Below are 23741 nucleotides of genomic sequence, written 5' to 3'. Positions count from 1 at the left end.
ATCGGGGTCGCCGGTGTAGGTGCTACTCATGCCACGTTTGCCCTGCGTGCGGTCATTGACTGCTTCCTGGTTTCACTTGGGTCGATGTGGGGGACGATCGCTCCCAGCGCGATGTACACCCAGGGAAACTGCAGCCACATGATGTTCGTAGCCGTGGCGCAAATCAGCACACATGCGACCACAAGCAGGCTGCGGCCACGGTTCGCAGATGCCGCCACCGTTGTGAGTAGAGTCGCGATAAGGGCGGCGAACGCAAGGACGCCGCCATCGTAGGCAGTCGCGAGGAAGACGTTCCCCAGATACTCTGCGTACCGGTTAGTCGTATCAATTGGATGATACTGCGAGTAGGAGTTTGCTCCCGAGCCGATCAACCAGCGTGGCCATTCGGCGAGCTCGGCGAGCGCGTTGTCGTAGATGTCGACGCGATACGCGCCCGTGCCTTCGTCGGTGTTCAGCAAGTTCGCGAGCCGCCACCCCAGCGAGTCCCGCGGTTGAGTCGCACCATACGCCTGAATTGCCGGCGGGACGAGCACTGCGGCGATCACGAGCACCAGCGCGGCAGGCAGCGCCATGACGGACTTCCGATATCGCGAGTAGAGGATCCACGCAAGTAGGAACATCGCCGCAAGCCACGCTGCCCTGGTCGCTGAGAGGACCACCGCGACAACAATCGCGCCGATGAAGAACCGTTCGGACCGAGTCATTCGCCGGCCCGATGCCCAGGCCACCGCGAGCCAACACGCGAGTTGCGACGCGAATATATTCGTCTCGATTGAGAAGCCGATGAGTCGCATGTCGACTCCGACGCCTAGCATCCCTGGACTGATAAAGCCGGCGGTCGCGGCGAGCCAACCGAGGACGCTGACGGTAGCGATGCAGCCCACCACGATCGTTCCAACTCGGATGAGCTCTCCTCGCCACGGCATCAAGTAGAGGATGAGCAAGAACGCCAGTACCCCTTGGGCAATCTGCAACAGGATCCATCCGCTCTGCGTGAGGGATGGCGCGACCAAGATCGTTCCCAAGCCAGTCGCACCGAGGTAGGCGAGTGCCCAGACGAGGGTGCTTTTGCTGGATACACGATGATGTCCCCGCGAGCGTGCTCGGTAGCCAACGATCGCGAGAAGGAGGAACAGAATCGATACGAGTTCGGGTCGTGCCTGAGCGGAACCGATCGCGATCAGCTGACCATTAAGGCCGAGAGTGAGCAGGTAGCCAGCCCAAGCAAACTTGGGCGAGATCGTACTGAAAACAACCGCAATCAGGCCAAGTACTAGGGCGATCATCGCCGGGTTCTCCAAGGCCATGATCGCCCCCGCAACGACCATCATGACCACGAGCGAATATGCCGCGTATTGGGCGAGGTTTCTCATGCGGTCGGCTTCTTAGAGGCTTTGGGTCGTCGCTTCTTCGTGACCTGCTGCAGGGCGTCCCGGTACGAGACTGCCACCGTCGCCGCGTCGAATGTGGCGACAGCGCGTTGCTGCCCGGCCGATCGCTCTTCGGCTGTGATTGTCATGAGTTCGCCGGTCGTGATGAGATCCTGAAGCTCATCGAACTCGGCAACACTTCGCCCGAATGCGATCGTCCTGGTCACCTCCGCAGCCCCTGTGCGGCCAACCGCGATCGGAACAGTTCCCATCATCGCGGCCTCGGCGATCGTTCGCCCGAACGCCTCGTGTCGTGAACAGTTGATCAGCGCCGTGCATTCGGCCATGAGAGGGAACACATCCGCTACGCGATCTATCACCCTAACGGAGGACCCTCCTGCGGCGGCAGCATCGCGCACCGCATTTTCGTAGGCGGATCGACGGGAGGCGTCGGGTTCTCCACCAACAATTGCAAGTTGGTGCGGTGATTGCTGCCATGCAACCGACTGCACCAACTCGAGCACATTCTTGTGTGGGACGATTTGGCCAAAAACCCCAATGGTGTTCGACCGGTGCACGTCGCGCCCGGTTCCCGGCGGAACTTGAACCGGGCGGGGAATGATCGCTGCGCCTCTTGGCACGCGAAGGCCGTTCATCTCGAATGTGCTGTGAGATGGTGATATGACCTTGTCACAAAGCCAGAAGAACGACCCGAGCACTCGCCGGCGGAATCCCGCCGAGAAAGTTTCATGCAAGTCGAGGACGACCGGTACGCGGGCGGCCTTCGTAGCGAGAAGTGCTTCGGGAAGTAACCACGCGCTGAAGATCAAGACCACGTCCGCGTCTTGGATCTGCGCGCGTAGCCGCGACGAGCCTGCAAGGGCGCGCACCCCGGTCCAGCGGCGTCGTTGCCCGTCTCGAGGCGCAGTCACGTTGAATACATGCTCGTCACACTGTATTCCGAGCGACTCGACATGGAGACGGAGAGGTGAACCAGTAGAGACAACTACCTTGGTGTCGAATGACCCGCTGAGGTAGGGGAGAAGCGTCAGGAGGGACTTCTCCGCTCCCCAGACCTCGGGAGAGTCGGTAAGCACGACTAGCTTCACCGGGGCAGTCCTCTCACACCGATCTGCTTCGCTGGGACGCCGCCGACAATTGTCGAGGGCGCCACCTCGCCGCGTACGACGGCGCCGGCCGCGACGATGGCTCCCCGTCCTATCGTGGCGCCTCCGAGGATTACTGCGTTGGCTCCGATCCAAACGTCGTCTTCGATCGTGGTGGCTAGGCGTGCTTCGCCCTGCTCTCTGATGGGGCGCGCCGGGTCCTCAAAAACGTGGTTCTCCGAGAGGACCGTGACGTTCGGCCCCAAAAGGCAATCCATGCCAATGCGCACGCCTCCCTGCCCGAGGATCAGATTGCGGGCGCCGATGGCTGTTCTCGGCCCCACAGAGATCCCCTCGCCAAGAGCTCGGACGACTCCCGTCGCACGCAGAACGGCGTTCTCATCGATCGTGACCGAATCGCCCAACTGCACGCCCCAGCGGGACGTCGCTTGGATGGTCACATTCCGCGCGATGCTGCAAGACTGCCCGACCGTGAGATGTCGCCGACCGGACACCCGGAGGCCGCGAGCGATGAAGGATCCGCGGTAGCCGAGCAGAATAGCTGTTGCCCTCTGCGAAACCTTCCCCATCACGAAAGCCAACACTTCGGAATCGCTCAAGGCGGGATCGAAACCATCCGCGAGCCCACGATTTGTTCGATATCGTCGGTCCAGTTCACTGCGAAGTCGACGGATCATGCGCTCTCGATTTCTTTCCGCATCACAGCGACCGTGTCCTTCCAACCCCAGCGCTGTGGGCTTGCGTGGCGGCTGGAAGCAAGTGCCGCTTGCACCCCGCGCGCAATGCTCTCTTCGTCATTCGGGTCAAAAAAAGTTGCCTCGTCTGTGAGTTCGCGAAAAGCGGGTATGTCGCTCGCAGCGATGACGCAGCCTGCATTCATCGCCTCAACCAAGGGAAGACCAAACCCTTCGTCGAGCGAGGGGAAGACGAATAGGGAGGCATTCTTGTATAGGCGCACCAGCTCGCCATCACTTACATACCCTAGCCAGGATACGTTCTTGCTCCTCCACTCCGTGGTGGAGGCGGCGCCATCGCGTTCGCCGACGACTACCAGGCGGTGGGAATTGAGAACGCCGAATGAATCGAGTGCCCCGATCAGACGATCCAGATTCTTGCGTACGTTAAGTCGTCCGACCGCGAGAATGAACGGATCGTCGAAAGACTCCTGAGGGGACTCGGGACTTGGAGGGTCTACGAGCAGGGGCGACGCTAGGCCGACAGCTACAGTTCGGGTGGCCCCGACGTAGCGTTCGATGCGCGCCTTCTCGGCTAGCGACGACGTAAAGACTAGGTCTGCCCTCGTTGCCATGGCGCGCATCGGCGCGAGGTATGCTCGCTCTCGTCTCGTGAACCACTCGGGGTGGTCGAGAAAGATGAAGTCATGCACGAAGACGGCATTGAGCGTCTTGCGACCAGGGAGTTGCGAGGCGAAGTTCTGGGCAACGAGCGCATCAAACCCAGGGCGTGGAACCAACGAAAGGCCCGCGTGCAGAGGGACTCTCGTGCCGAGAACATCGACATTAGAGACGTCTTCGAGAGCGAGTTCCTCGCGTGTCTGTTCGGCATACTTGGCCGGTACCGCGATCGTCAGATCATCGGCTCGAAACTCGTGACTCCAGGACTTGACGATGGAGCGGACGACATTTCGCCCGGAGGGTGGGCCGTCGGCCCACCAGTAGGCGTCGAATAGGACTTTCACTTGGCCTCTCGGGGGCGTCGTGCTTCGGTGTGGAGTGAAATTCGCGCGTTCCGTCTCAACTCATCCGCCCTCGCGCGCCAAGGATGGCAAGCCACTCGGCCACGAGAGTCGAGCCCTCAGGCTGGAAGAGTACCGGTTACAGATCTGTTGCCAGGTGAACAGGTCGGCTGCGCGCGCTTGGTTGGCCTCCGCGGACGCATCCTGATTGTCGCGGTCGTTGAGCATTGCGACCACGGCTTCGCTGATTGCATCGGCGGTTGGTTCACAGAGCCAGCTTCCCTCAGGTAGCACCTCCCGGTTGTATCGCGTGTCGCGCGCGATAGTTGGCGCGCCGAGGGCCATCGCCTGCACGAGCGCTGGGTTCGTGCCCCCGACGCTGTGTCCGTGGAAGTAGGCGCCCGCGTGTTGCCAAAGACTGAACAGCCGTCGATCGTCGCTGACGTGGCCGAACCAGTGGATACGTGGATTCGTCGCGGCGAGTTCGCGCGCACGGTCGTCCAGTTCGCCGCCATAACCCGACGAGCCGACGATCACAACGTCGGTGTGCTCGGCAATAGCGGGTGCCGCGCCGAAGAACTCGGGCACGGTGTTCTCTGGCACGAAACGGGCGACCATGAGGGCGTAGCCGCGGTGCTCAAGCCCGGGCTCTATGGGCAGCTCCTCATCCACGAACTCGCCGCCGTACGGGATGTAGTCGCCATCGCGGTCGAACTCGTCGTTCCAGCGACGGGCGATCTCGTGCGCGTCGAACACGAGGCGGTCGCCGTACTTCGCGGTCCACTTGGCACCGGTCTTGAATACCCACTTGGCGACGCGGCCCCACTTGGCGCGGTCCCACTCGATGCCGTCGACGTTCACCAGCGTCGGAATGCCGGCGCGCTTGAGGATCGGCAGCCAGTAGCCGTTCGCGCAGTTCATCACGAGCGCAACATCGGGCTTCTCGCGTGCGGCATGCAGCGCGGCGCTCAGCCCGAAGCTCAACGTGCTCAGCGACTTCGTCTCGAGGCCCCACGTCTCCACGGTGCGCACGCGCTCGTCACGGTTCGGGTCTCCAGGGCGCGTTGCGCCAGGGCGACCGTAGACGGTCACGTCCCAGCCTTCGTCGGCCAGGTACGGTGCCAGCTTGCGCACAGCGGTCTCGAAACCGCCGTAATAGCTCGGGTATCCACGCGTGCCGATGATCGCGACAGAAGGCAAAATGGATTCCTTTCGATTGGAGTAGTGCTCGCGGATGGATCAGTCAGTGGGCTGTCTCGCCGGGCGCCAACGCCGCCTTAGCAGTCTTCGCGAGGATCCCCACATCCCCGATCAGTGACCAGTTCTCTACGTACGACAGATCAAGGCGCACCGACTCTTCCCACGAGAGGGCGGAGCGACCGCTCACCTGCCAGAGGCCCGTGATGCCGGGCTTCACGAGGAAGCGCCGGTGCACGTGATCCGCGTACTTCGCCACCTCGCTGGGCAGCGACGGGCGCGGACCGACGAGCGACATCGAGCCGCCCATCACGTTGAACAGCTGCGGCAGCTCGTCGAGCGAGTACTTGCGCAGCACGCGGCCGATGGGGGTGATGCGGGGGTCGCGCTTCATCTTGAAGAGCACCTCGTTGCCGGCATCCCGAACCTGCGTCTCGAGCGAGGAGAGGCGGGCTTCGGCATCCACCACCATCGAGCGGAACTTGAGCATCGTGAACTCCTCGCCCCGACGACCCACGCGGGTCTGGCGGAAGATCACCGGACCCGGGCTCGAGAACTTCACCAGCAGCGCCAGCACGATCAGCACAGGGCTGATCACGATGAGCCCAAGCGTCGACACGACGAGGTCGGTGGTGCGCTTGGCGAAGCGCTGACCGCGGCTGAACGTGGGCGTCTCGACGTGGATGAGGGGGAGCCCTGACACCGGACGCGTGTGGATGCGCGGACCCGCGATATCGGTGATGCTCGGCGCCAGCACCAGGTGCTGACGACCCGCCTCGAGCCCCCACGAGATCTGCTTCACCTTGTCGGCCGGCAGCTCGTCGGTGCTCGTCACGGCCACGGTGTCGGCGCCGGTGACGGCGATCGCGCGGTCGACGGCATCCACATTCCCCATGATCGGGATGCCGGTGCCGGCGATCGTGTCGGCCACCATTCCGGTGGGGATGCACGCGCCCACCACGTGATAACCGGCGCTCGGGGAGCGCAGCAGCTCGGTCGCGATGTGGGTGACGGAGGCCTCGCTGCCCACGAGCAGCACTCGCGCGCTGTACTCGCCCACCGAGCGCTTCGCGACGAGCCAGTTGCGCCAGATCCAGCGGCTGAGCAGGAGCATCGTGATGCCGAGCGGGAGGGCGATGAGCAGGTAGCTGCGCGCGATGTCGATCTTGGCGAGGAACGCGATGATCGCCACCACGCCGAACATGACCACGCTGGAATGCGTCACGCGGATGTACTCCGCCATGCCCTGGCCGATCACCCGGTGGCTGCGCGAATCGATCAGCGCGAGCGCGGTGAGCCACGCGACGACGAGCAGCGTGGAGAAGAGCCAGTACGACGTGGGGGTGAACACCGGGTTGTTGCGCATCGTGATCTGCGCGTTGCCCCAGCCGAACCACAGCATCTGCGTGCCGAAGACGGTCCAGATCACGACGAGCGCGTCGGTGATCACGAGGCGCGTGGAGAAGGCGCGGCGCCAGTCGATCGTGGCCCTCGGGGCGATGCGCAGCGTAGGAGCAGTGGATGCCGCGTGCGCCGTCTTCGCGGCATTCTGATGAGCCGCGGCGGAGCGCGGGGCATGCGGGGGAGTGTCGGTCAGCGGCGTCGTCGGCGCGTCGAGCAGTGCGTTCGACGTCACTTCTGGGGTCCTTGTCGTGGGCTCCGGATTGGGCTGCACACTATCAGCAGAGTGTTGCGGGAGCGTTGCGTCTGTCGTCATGTAATCCGGGGGAGTGGGCTCGGGGGATGAGGGGAATGCCCATGCGTGCGAATGCTTCGCGAGTCTATATGAGAGGGTTCTCATCTTTCGCTGCAGACGGGAGAGCGCTTTTCGTCTTTGGTGAATCTTGAGGTTTCGGAGTGCCGAAGGGCCTGTCGCTCTGAGGCGCTGCGGTGCGGCATCCACTCTTCGGACCTACGGCAGCGCGGCGCGCACCTGGTTGGCGACCGCGGTGGAGACGACGCCGGTGCCGCCCAGAACGACGACCTTCGCCGGCTTGAGGCGCTGGAGTTCGGTGATGGCCGCGGCGGGCAGCGAGCCCTTCTGGGTGAGCAGCACCGGTCCGCCGAGCGATCCCGCAGCCGCCGCGCCCGCCAGCGCGTCGGGGAACGTCATGCCGTTGGCGATGTAGACCACCGGTGCGCCGGGTGTGAAGGCGTTCTTCGAGATGACCGTGGCGGTCTCGAAGCGGCTGGGGCCGGCATCCCGGGTCACCGCCCCCTGCGTGTAGCGGTCGACCTCGTGCATGACGGCGCTGCTGACGATGGTCGGCCCGCCGAGCACGACGATGCGCTTGGGCGCCAGGCGGCGGAGTTCATCGGCGACCACCTTGGGCAGTGAACCTGCCTGCGTGAGCAGCACCGGGCCGTCGAGGTGACCCGCGGCCGCCGCCCCGGCGAGAGCGTCGGGGAAGTTCATGCCGTTGGCGACATAGGCCACGTCGACGCCCTTCGCGAAGGTCTCCGCCGAGATCGCGGCCGAGGTCTCGAAGCGATTCGCGCCGTAGGTGCGGGTGACGCTGCCTGCGGTGTACTGCCGCGCCTGCGCGAGCACGGTGTTGCTGACCACGCCCGTGCCACCGAGGATCACGATGCGGCCGGGGTCGAGGCGGTCGAGCTCTGTCGCCACCGCGGCCGGGATGCGGTCGCGCTCGGTGAGCAGGATCGGCGCGCCGGCGCTGGCCGCGGCCGCGGCGCCGGAGAGCGCGTCGGGAAAGTCCAGCCCGTACGCCAGGTAGGCCACCTTCACTCCCGGAGCGAACGCCTTCTGCGACACCGCCGCCGAGGTCGCGAACCGATCGGCGCCGGAGGCGCGGGTGACCTGGGTGGGGGTTGGGGTGGGTGTGGGGGTTGGGGTTGGCGTTGTTGTCGGGGTGGGGGTTGGCGTGGGGGTGGGGGTTGGGGTGGGTGTCGGGGTTGGGGTCGGGGTTGGGGTCGGTGTGGGGGTCGGGGTGGCGCCGGCGGGGGAGACGGTGCCGTTCACGCCGGTGCGGGCGGTGCCGGCGGCGAGGGTCACCGAGTCGGCGGCGGCCAGGGTGGACTTGCCCGCCCACCACTGCTCTGCCACGTCTCCGACGGTCTGCTCGTCGACGAAGTCGTCTTCGAAGCCGACCGTGTACGTGCCGGCCGCGAGGTCGAGTTCGTAGGGCGTCGCGCCGGTGCCGGCCGCGTCGAAGCGCGCCTCGGGAAGGCGCACCCACTCCCCATCGAGCTGCTCGTAGACCAGTGCGCTGCCCAGGATGCCGCCGGGTGCGGCATTCACGAATCCTTCGGCGGTGATCGACCCGGCGAGGCTTGCATCGGGGGTGCGGGCGGTGCTCGACGCGTCGAAGGTGTCGCCCGCGCCGACCGTGAAGCTCGTGGAGCCGTCGGCGAAGCGGAGGTACTGGGCGGAGGCGGGGATGCGATTCCAGTCGGCATCCCACGTGTGCGTCAGGAAGGCGATGCGGTAGGTGCCCGGGTGCAGCCCGCTGAATACCACCGGTGTCTGACCATCGGGCCACATCTGGTCGCCATAGAAATTCATGACCTTGCCGTCGATGTCGGTGAGGTACATGCCGAAGCCTTCGCCGGTGCGGGAGAGCAGAGAAGAAGCATCCACGGTCCCTGTCACCGACGCGGCGTAGCCGAGTGCGGCGTCGATACCCGAGACGTTGGCGGTCAAGTTGATCGGAGTGGCATCAGCCAGCGTCTGCGTGTCGTCGTAGTACTCGTGCGCAAGACCGGTCTGAACGTACTGGTCGTCCTGCCAGTAGCCGCCGCCGGAGAACTGAACGTAGGCGTTGCCGGCAGGCACGCCGCTGATCGTGTAGGCGCCGGAATCGGGGTCGATGGTCGACGAGGTGCCGTTGACCCAGTTGCCGTCCTGTGTCACGGCCGAGGCAGACAAGGATTGCCGCCACTCTGCCGGCGCATCGGCGGGGAGTGTGATCGTGCCGGAGATCGTGTACGCGCGGTCGAGCGCGGCGTCGATGCCGGAGATGTCGCTGTCGGTGACGGCCACGAGTGTCGCGGCGTTCCAGTCGCGGGCGTTGTCGTAGTACTCACCGGCGACGCGCGGATCGTTCGACTGGAACGAGACGCGGTAGTTGTCCGGTGCGAGGCCGGAGATTTCGTAGGCGCCGGTTGTGGCATCCACCGTTGCTGATCCGCCTGTGGGGCCGACCTCGGCGGATGCGTTGACGTAGATGTCGGAGAACGCGCTCGCGTCGACGCCGTCGGGCAGGGTGATCGTGCCGCGGATGGTGTGGCCGACGTCGAGGGTCGCGTCGATGCCGGTGGCGGCCGCTGCGGTGACGTCGACCAGGGTGGCGGCGCTGTAGTCGAGGGTGTCGTCGAAGTACTCGGCGATGAGGTTCGGTGTGACGTAGTCGTTGCTGCCGTCGTCGTACCCGGTGGGGGAGAACTGCACCCGGTACTCGCCCGGGGCGAGGCCTCCGAGCACGTACGTGCCGGTGTCGGGGTCGACGCGGGCGTATGCGCTGGAGGTGTCATTCCAGGCCGAGACGCTGAGTCCCTGCATCCACTCGGGGTCTGCGCCCGCGCCGAGGGAGACCGTGCCTTCGATCGAACGGCCGGCTTCGAGCGCCGCGTCGATGCCGGTGACATCGGTGTCGGTGACCGAGACGAGGGTTGCGGAACTCCAGTCGGTCGTGTCGTCGTAGTACTCGCTCACGAGGTTCGGATGGTTCGACTGGAACGAGACACGGTAGTCGCCGGGGGCCAGTCCGGGGATCTCGTATGCACCCGTGGCGGGATCGACGGTGCTCGAGCTTCCGGAGCCGGAGTCGGTCCACGCGTTCACATAGATGTCGCTGTAGGCGCTGGAGTCGACTCCGTCGGGGAGCGTGACCGTGCCTTCGATGGAGCGTCCGCGCTCGAGAGTGGCGTCGATGCCGGTCGCGTCCGCTGCGGTGAGGTCGACGAGCGTGGCGGCGTCGCGGGTGAGGGCGTCGTCGTAGTACTCGCCGATCAGCCGGGACTGGTGGTGTGTTCCGTCGACATCCCACGTGCCAGGCACGGAGAACTCGACGTAGTACCGCCCCGGACTGAGACCGACGACTTCGTAGGCGCCGGTGCCGGCATCCACAAATGCATGGATCGGCACGAAGGTGCCCGACTCGGTGTAGACGAAGGCTTCGGCACCCTGGAGCTCAGCCGGATCTGCGTCCGACCCGACGGTCACGGTGCCGGAGATCGTGCGGCCCATCTCGAGCGCTGCGTCGATGTTCGTCGCGTCGGAGTCGGTCACATCGACGGGCGTCGCCTCGGAGTGGCTGACCGCGTTGTCCCAGTACTCGCTCACCAGGTTGGTCTCGACCCATTCCGTGCCGTCGAAGTGTCCGTTTGCGCGAAAGCTGACGCGGTACTCCCCGGGCTCGAGGCCCTCGATCGAGTAGACGCCGGTCGCCGGGTCGACCTGCGCCCCGGTGCCCCCGGTGTCACTCGACGCGTTGACCCAGATGTTCTCGCCCCACTCGGCGGGGGCCTCGTCGGGGATCGTGACCGTGCCGGAGATCGTGCGGGTTGCCGCGGAGGTGGTGGCGTTGGCGGCGGCGTTCTGCGCCTGCGCGGCGGGGGCGGCGGCGACGGTCAGCGCGGCGACGAGGGCCGCTGCGAGGGCGGTCGCCGTGAATCGGGCAGGGCGGGCGGGCGTAGCTACGCGCATCATTCTTATGTGTTTCCCCAGTAGATGTAGCAGATTGCGTCGATGCCCCGTATTCGACTTCGCGAAACTATCAGTGCAATCTGTGTGAACGGTGATTGTGGATGCCGGCGCTGCGGCGTTGCTCGCGCGATGCTGGTGCGATTCCGGTGCGATTCCTGTCCTCCCCAGAGGGTGGAATCGCTTGACTTCTCCACACGGCTCGAATCTGTGTTCTAATGTCGGAGGCTCATGCCACGATGAGTCATGGATATTTTCACCGAGGCGACCGCGGTCATCGACCGCCTGCGGTCGACGCTCGGTGACGCCGTACGACCCAGCGAGATCGCCGAAGCGCTCACGCGACTCGACCCGGGTGAGCTCATTCGGGTGATGAGCGACCTCACCGCGGGCATCCGCAGCCTCGACTCCGTCCGCACGGTCGCGGCCGGAGTCATCGCCGTGCAATCTACGCGCGACCACGGACATTCCGGCACCGCCCAGGTGCACGGCCACCGCACGCCCGTCACCCTGGTGCAGGAGATCACCGGGGTGAGCCGGGGCGAAGCCGCCAAGCAGGTGCGCTCGGGCAAGGCGGTGCTCGAGACGGCCCTCGCGGGTGGACTGGCGGGAGATGTGGATGCCGCACCCGCCGCACCGGGGGCCGATGGCGGCCCGGGCGATGAGGGTGCCGGGCTCGCGGGGATGCCGGGGGCGCCTGGGGCGGCGGGGGAGCCGGGGGCGCCCGGAGTTGCGGGATTGGCGGGGGTTCCTGGGGCGACGCGGTCGTGGCACGCGCCGGCAGACGATGCGCTCATGACGGGCGTGCTCTCCACCGCCAAGCACGATGCGATCGTCACCGGGCTCGGGGAACCGATCGACGGCGGGTGGGAACCCTGGACTGCCGCCGTCGAACGACTCGTCGAAGAGGCGTCGGTGCGCACCGTCGAAGACCTCGCGCGGTCGGCGCGGGCGATCCGCGACATGCTCGACTCCGAGGGGGCCCTTCGACGCTTCACCGAGCGCTTCGAGCGGCGATCCGTGCGCACTCGCATCGACGATTACGGCCAGACCCACCTTTCAGCCACGCTCGACGACGACGCGGCACTGCTTTGGCGCACGATCATCGACGCGGCGCTGCGGCCTCGGCTGGGTGGCCCACGGTTCGTGGACTCCGAAGAGGCCGCACGCGGCGCGCAGCTCTCCGCCGACCCGCGCACCAACGACCAGCTCGCACACGACCTTCTGGTCGACCTCCTCCGTGCGGGATCGCTCGCCTCGGCCGACGACGTGTTCGGGGCACGCCAGGCCGGCGTGCGCGTCGTCGTCACCGCCCAGACACTCGCCGACCAACGCGTCGCCGAGGGCGGCGCCCGCGGCGCCGACGGGGTGGCGCTCGCCGAAGAGGATGGAACGCCCGTTCCCGCCTGGCTCGCCGCGCAGCGCGCGTGCGATGCCGGAACGACCGAGTTCACCGTCGACACCCACGGCAACCCGCTGTACGTCGGCCGCGAGGCCCGCCTGTTCACCCGGGTGCAGAAGATCGCCCTGGCCGTGCGAGACGGTGGATGCCGCTGGCCCGGGTGCGACCGCCCCTCATCGTTCTGCGAAGCCCACCATTGCGATCCCTGGAGCTCCGGCGGACGTACAGATGTCGATTGCGGCATACTCCTGTGCCGGTTCCATCACATGAACCTCCATCACGGCGGATCGTGGATCACGCGCGACGGCGACGGAGGGTTCCTGCTGCATCGCGTCGGACAAGATCCCGTGCCCATGCCCCCGCGCGGACACCTGCGCTACTTCTTCGGCGAGTACGACCCGCCTCCGCCGCGCTTCCGCCCCGCCGCCTGACCTCCCCGCCGCCTCGGCGCCCCCGGCCTTGGCCCGGCCCCGGGCCCGGCCTTGGCCCTGTGCCGGCGTCGGCATGCGCCTTGGTCCTGCCCCACCCCGCGCTCGGCCCCCAGGCCGCAGCCTCGGCCTGCCTTGGCTCCGCCCGGGCGTCGGCCTGCGACGTGGTTCGCCCGGGCGTCGGCCTGCCTTGGTTCGCCCGGGCGTCGGCCTGCCTTGGCTCCGCCCGGGCGTCGGCCTGCAGCGTGGTTCGCCCGGGGGTCGGCCTGCGGCTTGGTTCTGCCGGGGCGAGGCCTGCGGTGTGGTTCTGCCGGGGCGAGGCCTGCGGTGTGGTTCTGCCGGGGCGAGGCCTGCGGTGTGGTTCTGCCGGGGCGAGGCCCGCGGTGTGGTTCTGCCGGGGCGAGGCCCGCGGTGTGGTTCTGCCGGGGCGAGGGCCTCCGACTTGGTCCTGCCCCACCCCGGCCTTGCGTCCCACCTCGGCGTGGGCCCTGCCCCACCCCGGCCTGGGTCCAACCCCGGCCTCGACTGGGCGGAGTTGGCGGCGGGATCGGGAATGCGGTGCGCTTCGGACAGGTGGTACAGCGCGAGTGCCCTCGGCGCGGGCCTCCCCGGAGGAGCAGGTGCGGTGGTCGTGCGGCTGGTAGGCGTGCGACTCAGTGCGCCGTCTCGCCGGGAACGAGCGCCGCCTTCACGGTCTTCAGCAGAATGCCGACATCGCCGACCAGCGACCAGTTCTCCACGTACGAGAGATCCAGGCGAACCGAATCCTCCCACGACAGCGACGACCGGCCGCTCACCTGCCACAGCCCCGTGATTCCGGGCTTGGCCAAGAAGCGACGATGCACATGATCGGCATACTGGGCCACCTCCGACGGCAGCGGCGGACGCGGACCCACCAGCGACATCGAACCCGCGATCACGTTGAACAGCTGCGGAAGCTCATCGAGCGAGAAGCGCCGCATGACCCGACCCACCGGCGTCACACGCGGATCGTGACGCAACTTGAAGAGCACCTCATTGCCGGCATCCTGCGCTCGATCCGACAGTGCCGGAAGCATCGCCTCCGCCCCATCGACCATCGTGCGGAACTTCAGCATCGTGAACTCGCGCCCCTGATGTCCGACGCGCGACTGGTGGAACAGCACCGGCCCACGACTGGACAGCTTCACGAGCACCGCCAACACCAGAAGAAGCGGCGAGATCGCGATCACCCCGACGACCGACAGCACGATGTCGGTCGCACGCTTCGCCAGCAGCTGACCCCGACTGAACATCGGCGTCTCGACGTGAATGAGCGGCAACCCCGAGACCGGACGCGTATGGATGCGCGGTCCCGCGATATCGGTGATGTTCGGCGCCAGCACCAGATGCTGATGGCCGGCCTCGAGACTCCACGAAATCTGCTTCACCTTGTCAGCCGGCAGATCATCACTGCTGGTCACCGCCACCGTGTCGGCGCCGGTCGCCAGAAGCGCACGATCGACGGCATCCACACTGCCCATGATGGGGATCGCGGTCCCCGGAATCTTGTCGGCCACCCGACCCGACGGCACGCACGCGCCCACCACGTGATAGCCCGCCTGAGGAGTGCGACGCAACTCTCGCGCGATCTGGGCCACGGACTGCAGCGACCCGACCAGCAGCACGCGCGCACTGAAGCGCCCCATCGAGCGCTGCGCGACGAGCCACTGCCGCCACAGCCACCGCTCGAACACGAGAACCGTGATCCCCAGCGGCAGCGCGATGATCAGATACCCGCGCGCCACATCGATGCGCGTGAGGAACGCACCGATCGCGATCAACCCGAACAGCACGATGCTCGCGTGCGCGATGCTCGTGTACTCGCCGATGCCCGTGCCGATCACACGATGATTGCGCGAATCGGTGAGGCTGAGAGCGGCCATCCACGTCGCGATCAGCACCGACGAGAACACCCAGTACGACAGCTCGGTGATGCGCGCATCGGCCCGCATGGTCACATGCGCATTGCCCCACCCGAACCACAGCAGCTGCGTGCCGAACACCGCCCACGTCAGCACGAACAGGTCGCTCAGCCACAGCCGCACCGTGTACTGCTCGCGCCAGCGCGCATTCGCCGGAGCGAACGTGGGAGCGGGGGATGCCGCGGCCGCCGCCTGTGCGATGGGTGGGGGTGCGGGGGCGACCGCGGCATCCATCGGCGCGATGATCGGCGTCGGACCTGAGATCTCCGGGGGCCCGACCAGCGCGGCAGGAACCGCCGCCTCGTGTGTCGGGGCGACCTCGAGAACCTCTCGTTGCGGAGAGAATCCGGCAGTGGTCATGGGCCTACTCACGCCACGACGGGCGATGGTCAGGATCCGCGACTCCCAGTCGTCGCAGCCATGCCGTCGATTACGGGGGAGTGTAATCAGAGCGCTCCCACGGCGCTATGACTCTGAAAGTATTCGGGAAGCCGAATTTTGTTCGGAGTCCCGAAACTCTGGTCAGCGACGCGGCGAGCGACGACCCACGGGCGGCGTGGGCGGCTGCTCGTCGGCATCCATCCCCGGCGCGAGGCCGATCGCGGCCATCGGATCGTCGGCGTCGATCACTGTCGGCTCCTCGCGACGCGATGTCGGCGTGGGCGTGGGCGCTGGCGCGGGTGTGGGCGCCGGTGCCGACGCGGGCCCGGGCGTGGGCGTGGGCGCTGGCGCCGAAGCCGGCTCTGGCACGACCGCGCGGGCGGTGCCCTCGGGACCATACGGGCTCGGAGCATCGTTGCGCTTGCGACCCTTCGCGGGCTCGCCGGTGTATCCGTATCCGTAGCCGTACGTGTAGTACGAGTCGGGGCCGCGCGTGGGAACCATCGACATGACGATGCCGGCGATCTTGGCATCCACCGTCTCGAGCGCGTCCACGGCGCCACCCAGCTGATGCCGACTCGTGCGACCGGTCGCGACCACGATGATCGCGCCGCTCGTGGACTTCGCCAGGATCGCGGCATCCGTCACCGGCAGCAGCGGCGGCGCATCGCACAGCACCACATCGAACTCGCGCTCGAGAGCGTTCAGCAGCGACGACATCTGCTCCGACCCCAGCAGCTCACTCGGGTTGGGCGGAATCTTGCCCGCCGGCAGCACATAGAGGCTCCGCTGACCCCACGGCAGCATCACGTCACCGACGCGCGCGCGACCGATGAGCACATCGGTGAGGCCGGCACCACCCTCGATGCCCAAGTATTCGGCCACCTTCGGCTTGCGCAGATCGGTGTCGATGAGCGCGACCTTCTTGCCGGCATCCGCCAGCGCGATCGCAAGGTTGATCGACGTCGTCGTCTTGCCTTCGCTGGGCACACTCGAGGTGATCACGAAATCCTTGCGACCGCCCATGTCGAGGAACTGCAGATTCGTGCGCAGCGCGCGGAACGACTCGGCACGCGGACTGTGCGGATCGGCGTGCAGGATCAGGGGCCGCGACTTCGCCTTCGGGTCGAACGCGATCGCGCCGATCAGCGGACGATCGGTCACCTGCTCCACATCGCGCGGCGTGCGCACGCGCGTGTCGAGCACGGCCCGCAGCACCGCCGCACCGAGGCCGATCGCGAGCCCCACGAGCGCACCGAGCGCGAGGTTCAACGGAACGTTCGGGCTCGACGGCGACAAAGGCGGCAGCGCATCGTTGACGCGCTCGAGGCGCACCGGACTCGTCTCGGCGCCGTTCGGCGTCTCGAGCGTCTCGACCGCGGTCTTCAGCGACAGCGCGAGCGCGTTGGCGATGTTCGCCGCCTGCACCGGATCGGTGTCGGTGACGGTGATCGTGATCAGGGTCGTGTTCAAAGCGGCGGATGCCGACACCTGGGCGCTCAGGTCGACCGCCGTGGTGCCGAGCTCGAGCTCGGCGATCACCGGATTCATGACGATCGGCGTCTCGACGAGATTCGTATACGTCTGCACGCGCGACTGCGTGAAGTTGGACCCCTGCTGCAGCTCGCTGATCGTGGAGCTGGCCTGCGTCGACACGAACACCGTGCTCTGGGCCTCGTACTCGGGCGTGCGCGTGAGCGACCAGGCCGCCGCGAGCCCCACCCCGAGCAGGGTCGCAACGAGGATGATGACCCAGTTCTTCCGAAGGATCCGGATGTAATCGGTGAGCTCCATGTCGCCTCTCGTGAAGTCTGGCGCAGCCGGGGCCATCATGCCACAGCGGTTTGACAGGCTTGTTTCGCCCGTCAGCGACCGGGCGCGGCGGGCGAAGCCGTGAGCCACAGCACGCGCACCACCTCGACCACGGCGGGCAGCAGCTGCGCCGCGGACTGCTGATAGACCTCCCACGGCTTGCGATACGGGTCGATCACGTCGTCCTCTTCGGGGGCCGACGGCGCGGGCGCGAGCCCCCGCTGCGACGCCGCGGCCACACCCACCATGCGCACGCGAGCCCGCGGATCGTCACCGCCCTCGGAGGCCGCGGCCAGCAGCATCCGATCTCCCATCGCCGCCGTGATGCGCGCGAATTCACGCACCGTGAACGTCTGGCGCATGCGCGACGGGGCGAGCTCGGCCACCGCGCGACGATGCTTGCGCGTCATCGTCAGGATGAGATCCGGCGAGACCAGGTCGGCCTCGGTGAGAAAGCGCGAGCGATGCGCGGCCGAAAGCTCCGCCGAAACGCCCAGGTGCTGGGCGAGATGGGCGGCCTCCACCGTCATCGGGACCGCGTCGAGCCCGCGCGTGCCGGCGCTGGTCACCGTGGGATGCAGGGGCGCGAGCCGCGTCTGCAGCAGCTGCGCCGCCAGAGGAGAGCGGCAGATATTGCCGGTGCAGACCGTCAGCAGCTCGAACAATGGGTGCCTCCGCAGGGTCGATGTAACGTGGGCGGGTGCTCGACCAGCCTAGTGACGCCGCAGACGACCGCGCGCCCGGCCGTGCCGCATCCGGTGCGCCCGAGGGCGCGGATGCCGCCGGGTCGCCTGCCCCCGCCAGTGCGCCCGAGGCTGTGACCCGTGCAGCCGAACCCGAGACCGGAGCGGCCGCGGCCGTGACCAGAGCGGCCGCGGCCGATGTCGACCCGATGACGATCCCGGCGCCACCCGCCGCGGGGGAGCAGCCGCGGGATGGTGCGAGGCTGTTCGATCGGGACGCCGCGAGCGGCCACACGACTGCCCTGTTCGACCGGGATGCCGCGGGCGAGGCATCCACCGCGCCTCTCGTCGGCGGGACCGGCCGCGTCTGGCATGACACCGGGCGCGAGTACCGGCACGTGCGGCGCAAGGACTGGCGCCTCGGCGGCCGCACCGTGCGCCGGTGGCGCGAATGGCTGATCGCGATCGCGCTCGGCTCGCTCGGAGTCGGGGTGCTCCTGGGCACGCTCGTCGAATCCGTGTGGGAGTCGCCGTGGGCGCCGCTGGCCGCCACCGCCCTGCTGTGGCTCGGGATGCTCGTGCCGATCGTGTGGGCGCTGTCGCGATCGCGTCCGGCGGGCATGTTGCGGATCCGCGCGGTCGACCTGCTCTACGCGGTCGTGCTCGGCATCGCGCTGCGCATCGCGCAGGGCTGGATCGAACTCGCCGCCGGCGGCACCGGCGCACTGCCCACCTCCGCCCTCGTCGACGGAAGCCTGCCGCAGTCGTGGTGGATCACCGTCGCCCTGCCGGCCGTGACGGCGGCGCCCGTGCTCGAGGAGTTCTTCTTCCGCGCCGTGGTGCTGATCGCGGTGTACACGATGCTGCGACGGAGGTTCGGCGGATTCGCAGCCGGCATCGTCGCGGTGCTCGCCAGCACCGCGCTGTTCGTGCTCGTACACACCCTCACCCTCTCGTCGACCACCGACGTCGTGATCTCGCTGACCCTGCTCGGGCTCGTCTGCTCGCTGCTCGTCGCGTTCACGGGCCGCATCTGGGGCGCCGTGCTCGTGCACATCGTCTACAACGCGACCTGGGTCGCCCTCGTCGCCGCGGGCGCGCTGCTCGGCTGACCCGACGCCGAGGCGGCTGACACGCCGGGCCGGCAGGTTTTACCTGCTCGTAACCGCCCTCGCGATGGCGATGTCGGTACCTGTGCGCTAGCCTGGCAATCGCTGGGGAATCAATGGGGACGATTCGAGATCTCTTTTGTGTACCCTCCACACACAGCCGTCGTCCTACTGGGGATACATCACATGCTGAAGAAGACACTGACCGCTCTCGGAATCGCCGGGGCGATCGTGCTCGCCGGCTCCGCAGCTGCACAGGCATACCCGACCGCCATCGCGTGCTCGGCCTCGCCCGCGACCATCGCCGTCGGCGCCACGTCGACCGTCGAGTGCACGGGGCTCACCCCCGGCTCCGTCGAGATCACCGCGAGCGGCCCCGGCGTGGGTGCGGGGTCGCTGTCGTCGATCGTGCTCGCCACCGCGAACGGATCGACCACCATCACCAAGACCGTTGCCGATGACGGCTCGCTGAGCGCTTCGTTCACCGCGCCCGCCGCCGGCACCTTCACCATCGCCGCCACCGACTCCGCCGGCAACTCCGGCTCGGTCACCGTCACCGCCACGGGTTCCACCACGGGCGGCAGCGGCGGCGGCAGCGAGCTGCCCGCCACCGGTGGCACGGTTCCCGCCGCGGCCATCTGGCTGGGCGTCGGCGCCCTCGGCATCGGCGGCATCGCCGTGACCGCTGCGATGGCACGCCGCCGCGCAGCCGCCAACAGCGACAGCTGAGCAGAACGTGACGAAGACCCCGGACGCACGTTCGGGGTCTTCGTCGTCTGCGGGGGTCTCCACGGGGGCTTCTGCGGGGTTTGCGGGGAGTGTCGCGGGGGCTTCCGCGGCGCGCGCGGGGTCGTCGGCGGGGGTGCTCTCGCGGGCTGAACGCGGAACGGACGAGGGGATGCCGCCCGCCGGCGTCATCGCCCGCGGAGCGGTGTTCGCACGGCCCGGTGCCGCGCTCCTCATCGCCGCCGGAGGGTTCGCGCTCGCCGCACTCGTGCTCCTCGCCTATCCGACCCTCTCGCGCCTGTTCTTCGGGCTCGGTGCGACCGAGTCCGCGATCGTCGACCTCGTGCTGGTGTCGACGCCACTGGTGGCCGCCGTCATCGTGGCGGCCGTCATCGCCCGCGGGGGCGCCGCGGCCGGCATCCATCGATTCGGGTCGTGGGTGTGGATCGACGCGGCCTCGGGGATCGCCGTCGGCCTGCTCGCCCGCGCGATCGTCGAACTCGTCGCGCCCACCACCGGCTCGCTCGCGGGCCCCTTCGGTCCGCCCGACACGGTCACCATCGTCGTGATCGCGCTCGGGGTGGTCGTGGTGACGCCGGTGGTCGAGGAGCTGTTCTTCCGCGGCCTGCTGCAGCGCTCCCTCGCGCAGGTGCTCGCGCGCCCGGTGGGCGCCGTGGCCGCGGCGGTGGCGTCGGTGCTCGCCTCGGTGCTCGGATTCGTCGCGCTGCACGCGCTGGCGGTGACCGGCCCGATTCCGCTCGGGCTGATCGTCGGCAGCGTCACGGTCGGTCTCGGGTGCGCACTGCTCACGGTCCTGACCGGCCGCATCGGCGGTGCGATCGTCGCCCACGTCGTCTCGAACGCGCTCGGACTGGCATTGCTGCTGTCGTAGGCGGGGCGCGCTGGCGTTCGGCGGGCGGCCGTTGCGGGGGTGCGGCCCTTCGTCTCGCTGCGCTCGCTCAGGGACCTGGTCGGGGGCTGCGGGTCGCTCAGCGACCTGGTCGGGGGTTGCGGCTCGCTCAGGGAGTTGGGCCCGGGGCGGGGGTGACGCGGCGACGCTCGCCGCGGAAGACGACGAAGTGGTACAGCAGGAATCGCGCCAGAACCACGATCACGATGCTCGCGAGGTTCACGGCGTTCACCACGAACGCGCCGACCTCGCGGTCGAGCACCGCCGACGCCGCCTCGACTCCCACCCACACCAGCAGTGCGCCCAGAGCCGTGCACGCCGCATTCACGATGACGAACAGCGCGATCTCCGTGACGCGTCCGTGCTGGCCGCGGGAGCGGAACGTCCACTCCCGATTCCCGAAGTACGCGTTCACCAGCGCGACGAGCGAGGCGACGATCTTCGCGCCGACGGGATCCCAGCCGAGACCGAGGAACAGCACGTTGAACACGGCGACCTCGATGAGCGTGCTGATCCCGCCGACGACAAGGAACCGGGCGCCAAGCCCGGCGAGGCGTCGATAGCGATTTCGGCGGGTCATGTCTGCATTACGCTACTACGACAGCGTCGACCACCCGGGTCGGCTTCGACCTCGTGGGGCGGGGGTTTCGAGCGTTGCCGATCAGTCATCTCGCGGTGGTCATGCCTGCGCACAATGAAGCGGAGGGGATCGCCGGGTTCCTGGATGAGATCGCGGAGCACCTCCATCCGATCTGCGACACGTTGAGCATCGTCGTGGTCGACGACACCTCGACCGATGCCACGGCCGAAGTCCTCGACGACTGGGCCGACGCAGACAGCGAACTGCACGTGATCCACGCACCCGTCAACCGGGGCCACGGCCCCACGGCGCTCGCCGCGTACCGCGCGGGGCTCGACCTCGATCCCGAGGTGATCGTGCACGTCGACGGCGACGGACAGTTCCTCGGCGCCGACATCGCCCGCGTCGCGGCGGCCCTGCACCGCCTGGGCGCCGACGTCGTGCACGGGGTGCGGCGCGAGCGCAGCGACCCGTGGTTCCGCCGCGCGATCACGGCGTTCACCGCCGCGACGATCGCGCTCGCCGCGGGACGCCAGGTGCCCGACGTCAACACGCCCCTGCGTGCGTACCGCCCCGCCGTCGTGCGGGAGCTGCTCGCGCAGATCCCCGCCGAGGCGATCATCCCGCACGTGCACTTCTCGCTGCTGGAGGTGCGCCGCGGCTACGGAGTGCGCTACGTGTCGGTGCGCAGCCTCCCGCGCCGCGGCGGCGACGCGAACGGCACGATGTGGGGCGCCACGCCCGCACGTCCGAAGCTTCCGCCGGCGCGCCTGCGCCGCTTCGTGCGCGACGCCGCCGTCGAACTCTGGCGCGTGTCGCTGTCGCCCGGCCGGGCCGGATGACCCGCGCCCGATGACCCGCGCCCGATGACCCGCGCCCAGATGACCCCGAGCCCGCTGATCCCGAGCCGAGACCGATGACCTGGATGCCGCGCAGCACCGTACAGCGAACGCTGTTCCTGCTCGCCGCGGCGGGGGTCGCGGCGGCGACCGTGTTCGTGCTGGTCTCCAGCTACGGGCAGGCGCGCCTGTGGGAGGACGAAGCCTTCAACCTCACCGTGCCCCGCAACCTCGTCGCCGGGCTCGGATACTCCAGCGACGGCACGCTCTCGGGCTCGACCATCACGCCCTTCGACGTGCGCATCTCGACGGGGCCCGCGCTGCTGCTGCCGATCGCCGGACTCCTTGCGATCGGCATCGATCCCGTCTACGGCGGCCGCGCGATCGCGGTGCTGTTCTGGATCGCCCTGGTCGCGGGCCTGTGGATCATCGGGCGCGGCGTGGCAGGCCCCTGGGGCGGGCTGGTGGCGGCATCCACCCCGCTCGCCGTCAACGCGAACGGGCTGCCCTCCCCGGTGCAGGGCCCCGCCGACGTGCTCGGCGAGATCCCCGCGGCGGCGCTCATCGTGTGGGCGGCGGTGGCCGCGCGCCGGCGGCCGTGGCTGGGCGGGCTGCTTCTCGGCCTCGCCGTGCAGGCGAAGTTCATCGCCCTGCTCGCGATCCCCGCGCTCGTGCTGTACGTCTTCTTCGCCGTCGCCGGCGCGTCGATCTGGCAGCGGATCCTGCGGGTGCTGCCGGCCGCAGCCCTGGCGATCGTGCCGACCGCGCTCTTCGAGGGGGCGAAGCTCCTCACGCTCGGCGGGCCCGCCTACATCGACAGCACGCGCGCGTTCCGCGACTTCGTGCTCTCGGGCGGCCAGGCGCCCGCCCCGCCGAACCCCGGCGGCAAGCTCGCCGCGCTCGCCGACGCCTGGTTCGTGCCCGCGTGGGCGGCGATCGTGCTGGCGGCGATCGTGCTCGCCGGCGTCGTCGCGGCGTTCGTGGTGGCGGCCGCGCGCGCGAGGGGCGAGGTGCGCACAGAGGTGGATGCCGCGACCGCGCCGCCCGCGTCGGCGGGGCGCCCTTCGTCTGGGTCGCTGCGCTCCCTCGCTCAGGGACCGGTCTCGGGTGAGCGCCGGGGGCCGGGGTCGGGCGACGAGCGCCGGGCCCGTGAGCGAGCGCAGCGAGACGAAGGACCGGCGCAGGCGGGGGAGTGGCCGGTGCGCGACGTCGTGCTGGTCGGGGTGCTGGGCCTCACGGGCCTCGCCGCCTACCCGCTGTGGTGGATCGCGTCGTCGCACACCCCGGTGTGGATCCGGCATCCGTCGCCCGGCATGTTCGCGTTCGCGGGCATGGTCGTCGCCGTCGCGTGGTTCGGCTGGCGGGGCGTCGCGCGCTCGGCCGCGGCATCCCGGCCGCTGGCCCGCGCCCGCGGACGCGGCGTGCTGGCCGCATCGGTCGCCGCGGTCGCGCAGGCGGCGCTCGGCGGGATCGTGCTCGCGCTCGCCGCGAGCGTGACGCTGCACGCGATCGTGGGCACGCCGTTCCCCGTGAAGCTGTGGGACCAGCAGCGCGTCGCGGCGCGCGTGAGTTCCGTGCCGGAGGTGGCCGCGTCGGACGGGCTCGCCGTGCAATGGGGGGTCGGGGTGAGCATCGCGTTCCTCGCCGGCAAGCACGTGGGATTGGTGGATGCCGGACCCGCCGTCGCGGAATGGCCGCGCCTGTGGACCGGCGAGCCGCCCCGGCCCTGCGAAGAACTGGCCCGCGTCGGGGCGTACGTCGTGTGCCCGGCCCCGTGAGTGCGGGCCGGCGGTCGGTTTGGCTCTGGCATCCATCTGGCGTAAGCTTGATCTTTGGTGTCCGGCTCTGCTGAACCGGCCCGACGAACGTGAGCCCT

At 68.5% G+C, this 23741-nt stretch carries 17 protein-coding genes; 6 read left to right on the top strand and 11 right to left on the bottom strand.

Features of this window, described 5'->3' with window-relative positions; all coding sequences use genetic code 11:
- Window positions 1-26: 26 nt before the first annotated feature.
- The 7 genes from HQM25_RS13340 to HQM25_RS13310 form a co-directional block, all read right to left on the bottom strand.
- Window positions 27-1373 carry an O-antigen ligase family protein gene (locus HQM25_RS13340; protein WP_172990680.1) on the bottom strand — a complete coding sequence of 449 codons (1347 nt, stop codon included), beginning with the start codon at window positions 1371-1373 and terminating at the stop codon, window positions 27-29.
- Window positions 1370-2479 (bottom strand): glycosyltransferase family 4 protein, encoded by a 1110-nt coding sequence (locus HQM25_RS13335; protein ID WP_172990679.1) that lies wholly within the window; start codon window positions 2477-2479, stop codon window positions 1370-1372. Before HQM25_RS13335 ends, HQM25_RS13340 begins: the two co-directional genes overlap by 4 nt.
- Entirely contained in the window at window positions 2476-3096 is a 621-nt protein-coding gene (locus tag HQM25_RS13330) for an acyltransferase (RefSeq protein ID WP_172990678.1), read from the bottom strand. The genes HQM25_RS13335 and HQM25_RS13330 overlap by 4 nt, the downstream gene beginning before the upstream one ends.
- Before the next feature lie 74 nt (window positions 3097-3170).
- Window positions 3171-4196: a glycosyltransferase family 4 protein gene (locus HQM25_RS13325; RefSeq protein ID WP_172990677.1), complete on the bottom strand. Its 1026-nt coding sequence runs from the start codon at window positions 4194-4196 to the stop codon at window positions 3171-3173.
- 60 nt (window positions 4197-4256) lie between these two features.
- Window positions 4257-5393 carry a glycosyltransferase gene (locus HQM25_RS13320; protein ID WP_254359344.1) on the bottom strand — a complete coding sequence of 379 codons (1137 nt, stop codon included), beginning with the start codon at window positions 5391-5393 and terminating at the stop codon, window positions 4257-4259.
- A 43-nt stretch (window positions 5394-5436) separates the two neighbouring features.
- Window positions 5437-7026 (bottom strand): sugar transferase, encoded by a 1590-nt coding sequence (locus HQM25_RS13315; protein WP_254359343.1) that lies wholly within the window; start codon window positions 7024-7026, stop codon window positions 5437-5439.
- 276 nt (window positions 7027-7302) lie between these two features.
- Window positions 7303-11058: a cell wall-binding repeat-containing protein gene (locus HQM25_RS13310; protein ID WP_172990675.1), complete on the bottom strand. Its 3756-nt coding sequence runs from the start codon at window positions 11056-11058 to the stop codon at window positions 7303-7305.
- Between the two features lie 240 nt (window positions 11059-11298).
- On the opposite strand from HQM25_RS13310, the gene HQM25_RS13305 reads away from it, so the two are divergent.
- Entirely contained in the window at window positions 11299-12885 is a 1587-nt protein-coding gene (locus tag HQM25_RS13305) for a DUF222 domain-containing protein (RefSeq protein ID WP_172990674.1), read from the top strand.
- Window positions 12886-13535: 650 nt separating this feature from the next.
- On the opposite strand, the gene HQM25_RS13300 is transcribed toward HQM25_RS13305, so the two are convergent.
- The 3 genes from HQM25_RS13300 to HQM25_RS13285 form a co-directional block, all read right to left on the bottom strand.
- Window positions 13536-15185, bottom strand: a complete 1650-nt coding sequence (locus HQM25_RS13300; RefSeq protein WP_254359341.1) for a sugar transferase — start codon at window positions 15183-15185, stop codon at window positions 13536-13538.
- 162 nt (window positions 15186-15347) lie between these two features.
- Window positions 15348-17000, bottom strand: coding sequence for a polysaccharide biosynthesis tyrosine autokinase (locus HQM25_RS13290; protein WP_217275147.1), 1653 nt, complete (start codon window positions 16998-17000; stop codon window positions 15348-15350).
- A gap of 71 nt (window positions 17001-17071) precedes the next feature.
- A complete protein-coding gene (locus HQM25_RS13285; protein WP_172990673.1) occupies window positions 17072-17683 on the bottom strand; it encodes a low molecular weight phosphatase family protein in 612 nt (203 codons plus the stop codon).
- A 35-nt stretch (window positions 17684-17718) separates the two neighbouring features.
- On the opposite strand from HQM25_RS13285, the gene HQM25_RS13280 reads away from it, so the two are divergent.
- The 3 genes from HQM25_RS13280 to HQM25_RS13270 all read left to right on the top strand — a co-directional run bounded on the left by HQM25_RS13280 (window position 17719) and on the right by HQM25_RS13270 (window position 20428).
- Window positions 17719-18813, top strand: coding sequence for a CPBP family intramembrane glutamic endopeptidase (locus HQM25_RS13280; RefSeq protein ID WP_172990672.1), 1095 nt, complete (start codon window positions 17719-17721; stop codon window positions 18811-18813).
- A gap of 183 nt (window positions 18814-18996) precedes the next feature.
- Entirely contained in the window at window positions 18997-19539 is a 543-nt protein-coding gene (locus HQM25_RS13275) for an LPXTG cell wall anchor domain-containing protein (protein ID WP_172990671.1), read from the top strand.
- 169 nt (window positions 19540-19708) lie between these two features.
- Window positions 19709-20428 (top strand): CPBP family glutamic-type intramembrane protease, encoded by a 720-nt coding sequence (locus HQM25_RS13270; protein WP_172990670.1) that lies wholly within the window; start codon window positions 19709-19711, stop codon window positions 20426-20428.
- 127 nt (window positions 20429-20555) lie between these two features.
- On the opposite strand, the gene HQM25_RS13265 is transcribed toward HQM25_RS13270, so the two are convergent.
- On the bottom strand, window positions 20556-21026 hold the full coding sequence (locus tag HQM25_RS13265; protein WP_172990669.1) for a GtrA family protein: 471 nt from the start codon (window positions 21024-21026) through the stop codon (window positions 20556-20558).
- Between the two features lie 101 nt (window positions 21027-21127).
- Between HQM25_RS13265 and HQM25_RS13260 the strand changes: the two genes are divergently transcribed.
- The gene (locus tag HQM25_RS13260) at window positions 21128-21868 is read left to right on the top strand and encodes a glycosyltransferase family 2 protein (RefSeq protein ID WP_172990668.1); all 741 of its coding nucleotides are present in this window, start codon (window positions 21128-21130) and stop codon (window positions 21866-21868) included.
- Window positions 21869-21942: 74 nt separating this feature from the next.
- Window positions 21943-23643, top strand: a complete 1701-nt coding sequence (locus HQM25_RS13255) for a hypothetical protein (RefSeq protein ID WP_172990667.1) — start codon at window positions 21943-21945, stop codon at window positions 23641-23643.
- The last annotated feature ends 98 nt before the right edge of the window (window positions 23644-23741 follow it).

Origin of the sequence: Microbacterium hominis (assembly GCF_013282805.1) — a bacterium.
In the GTDB taxonomy this organism is placed as follows: Bacteria; Actinomycetota; Actinomycetes; order Actinomycetales; family Microbacteriaceae; genus Microbacterium; species Microbacterium hominis_B.
This window is presented reverse-complemented; position numbering and strand designations above follow the sequence as displayed.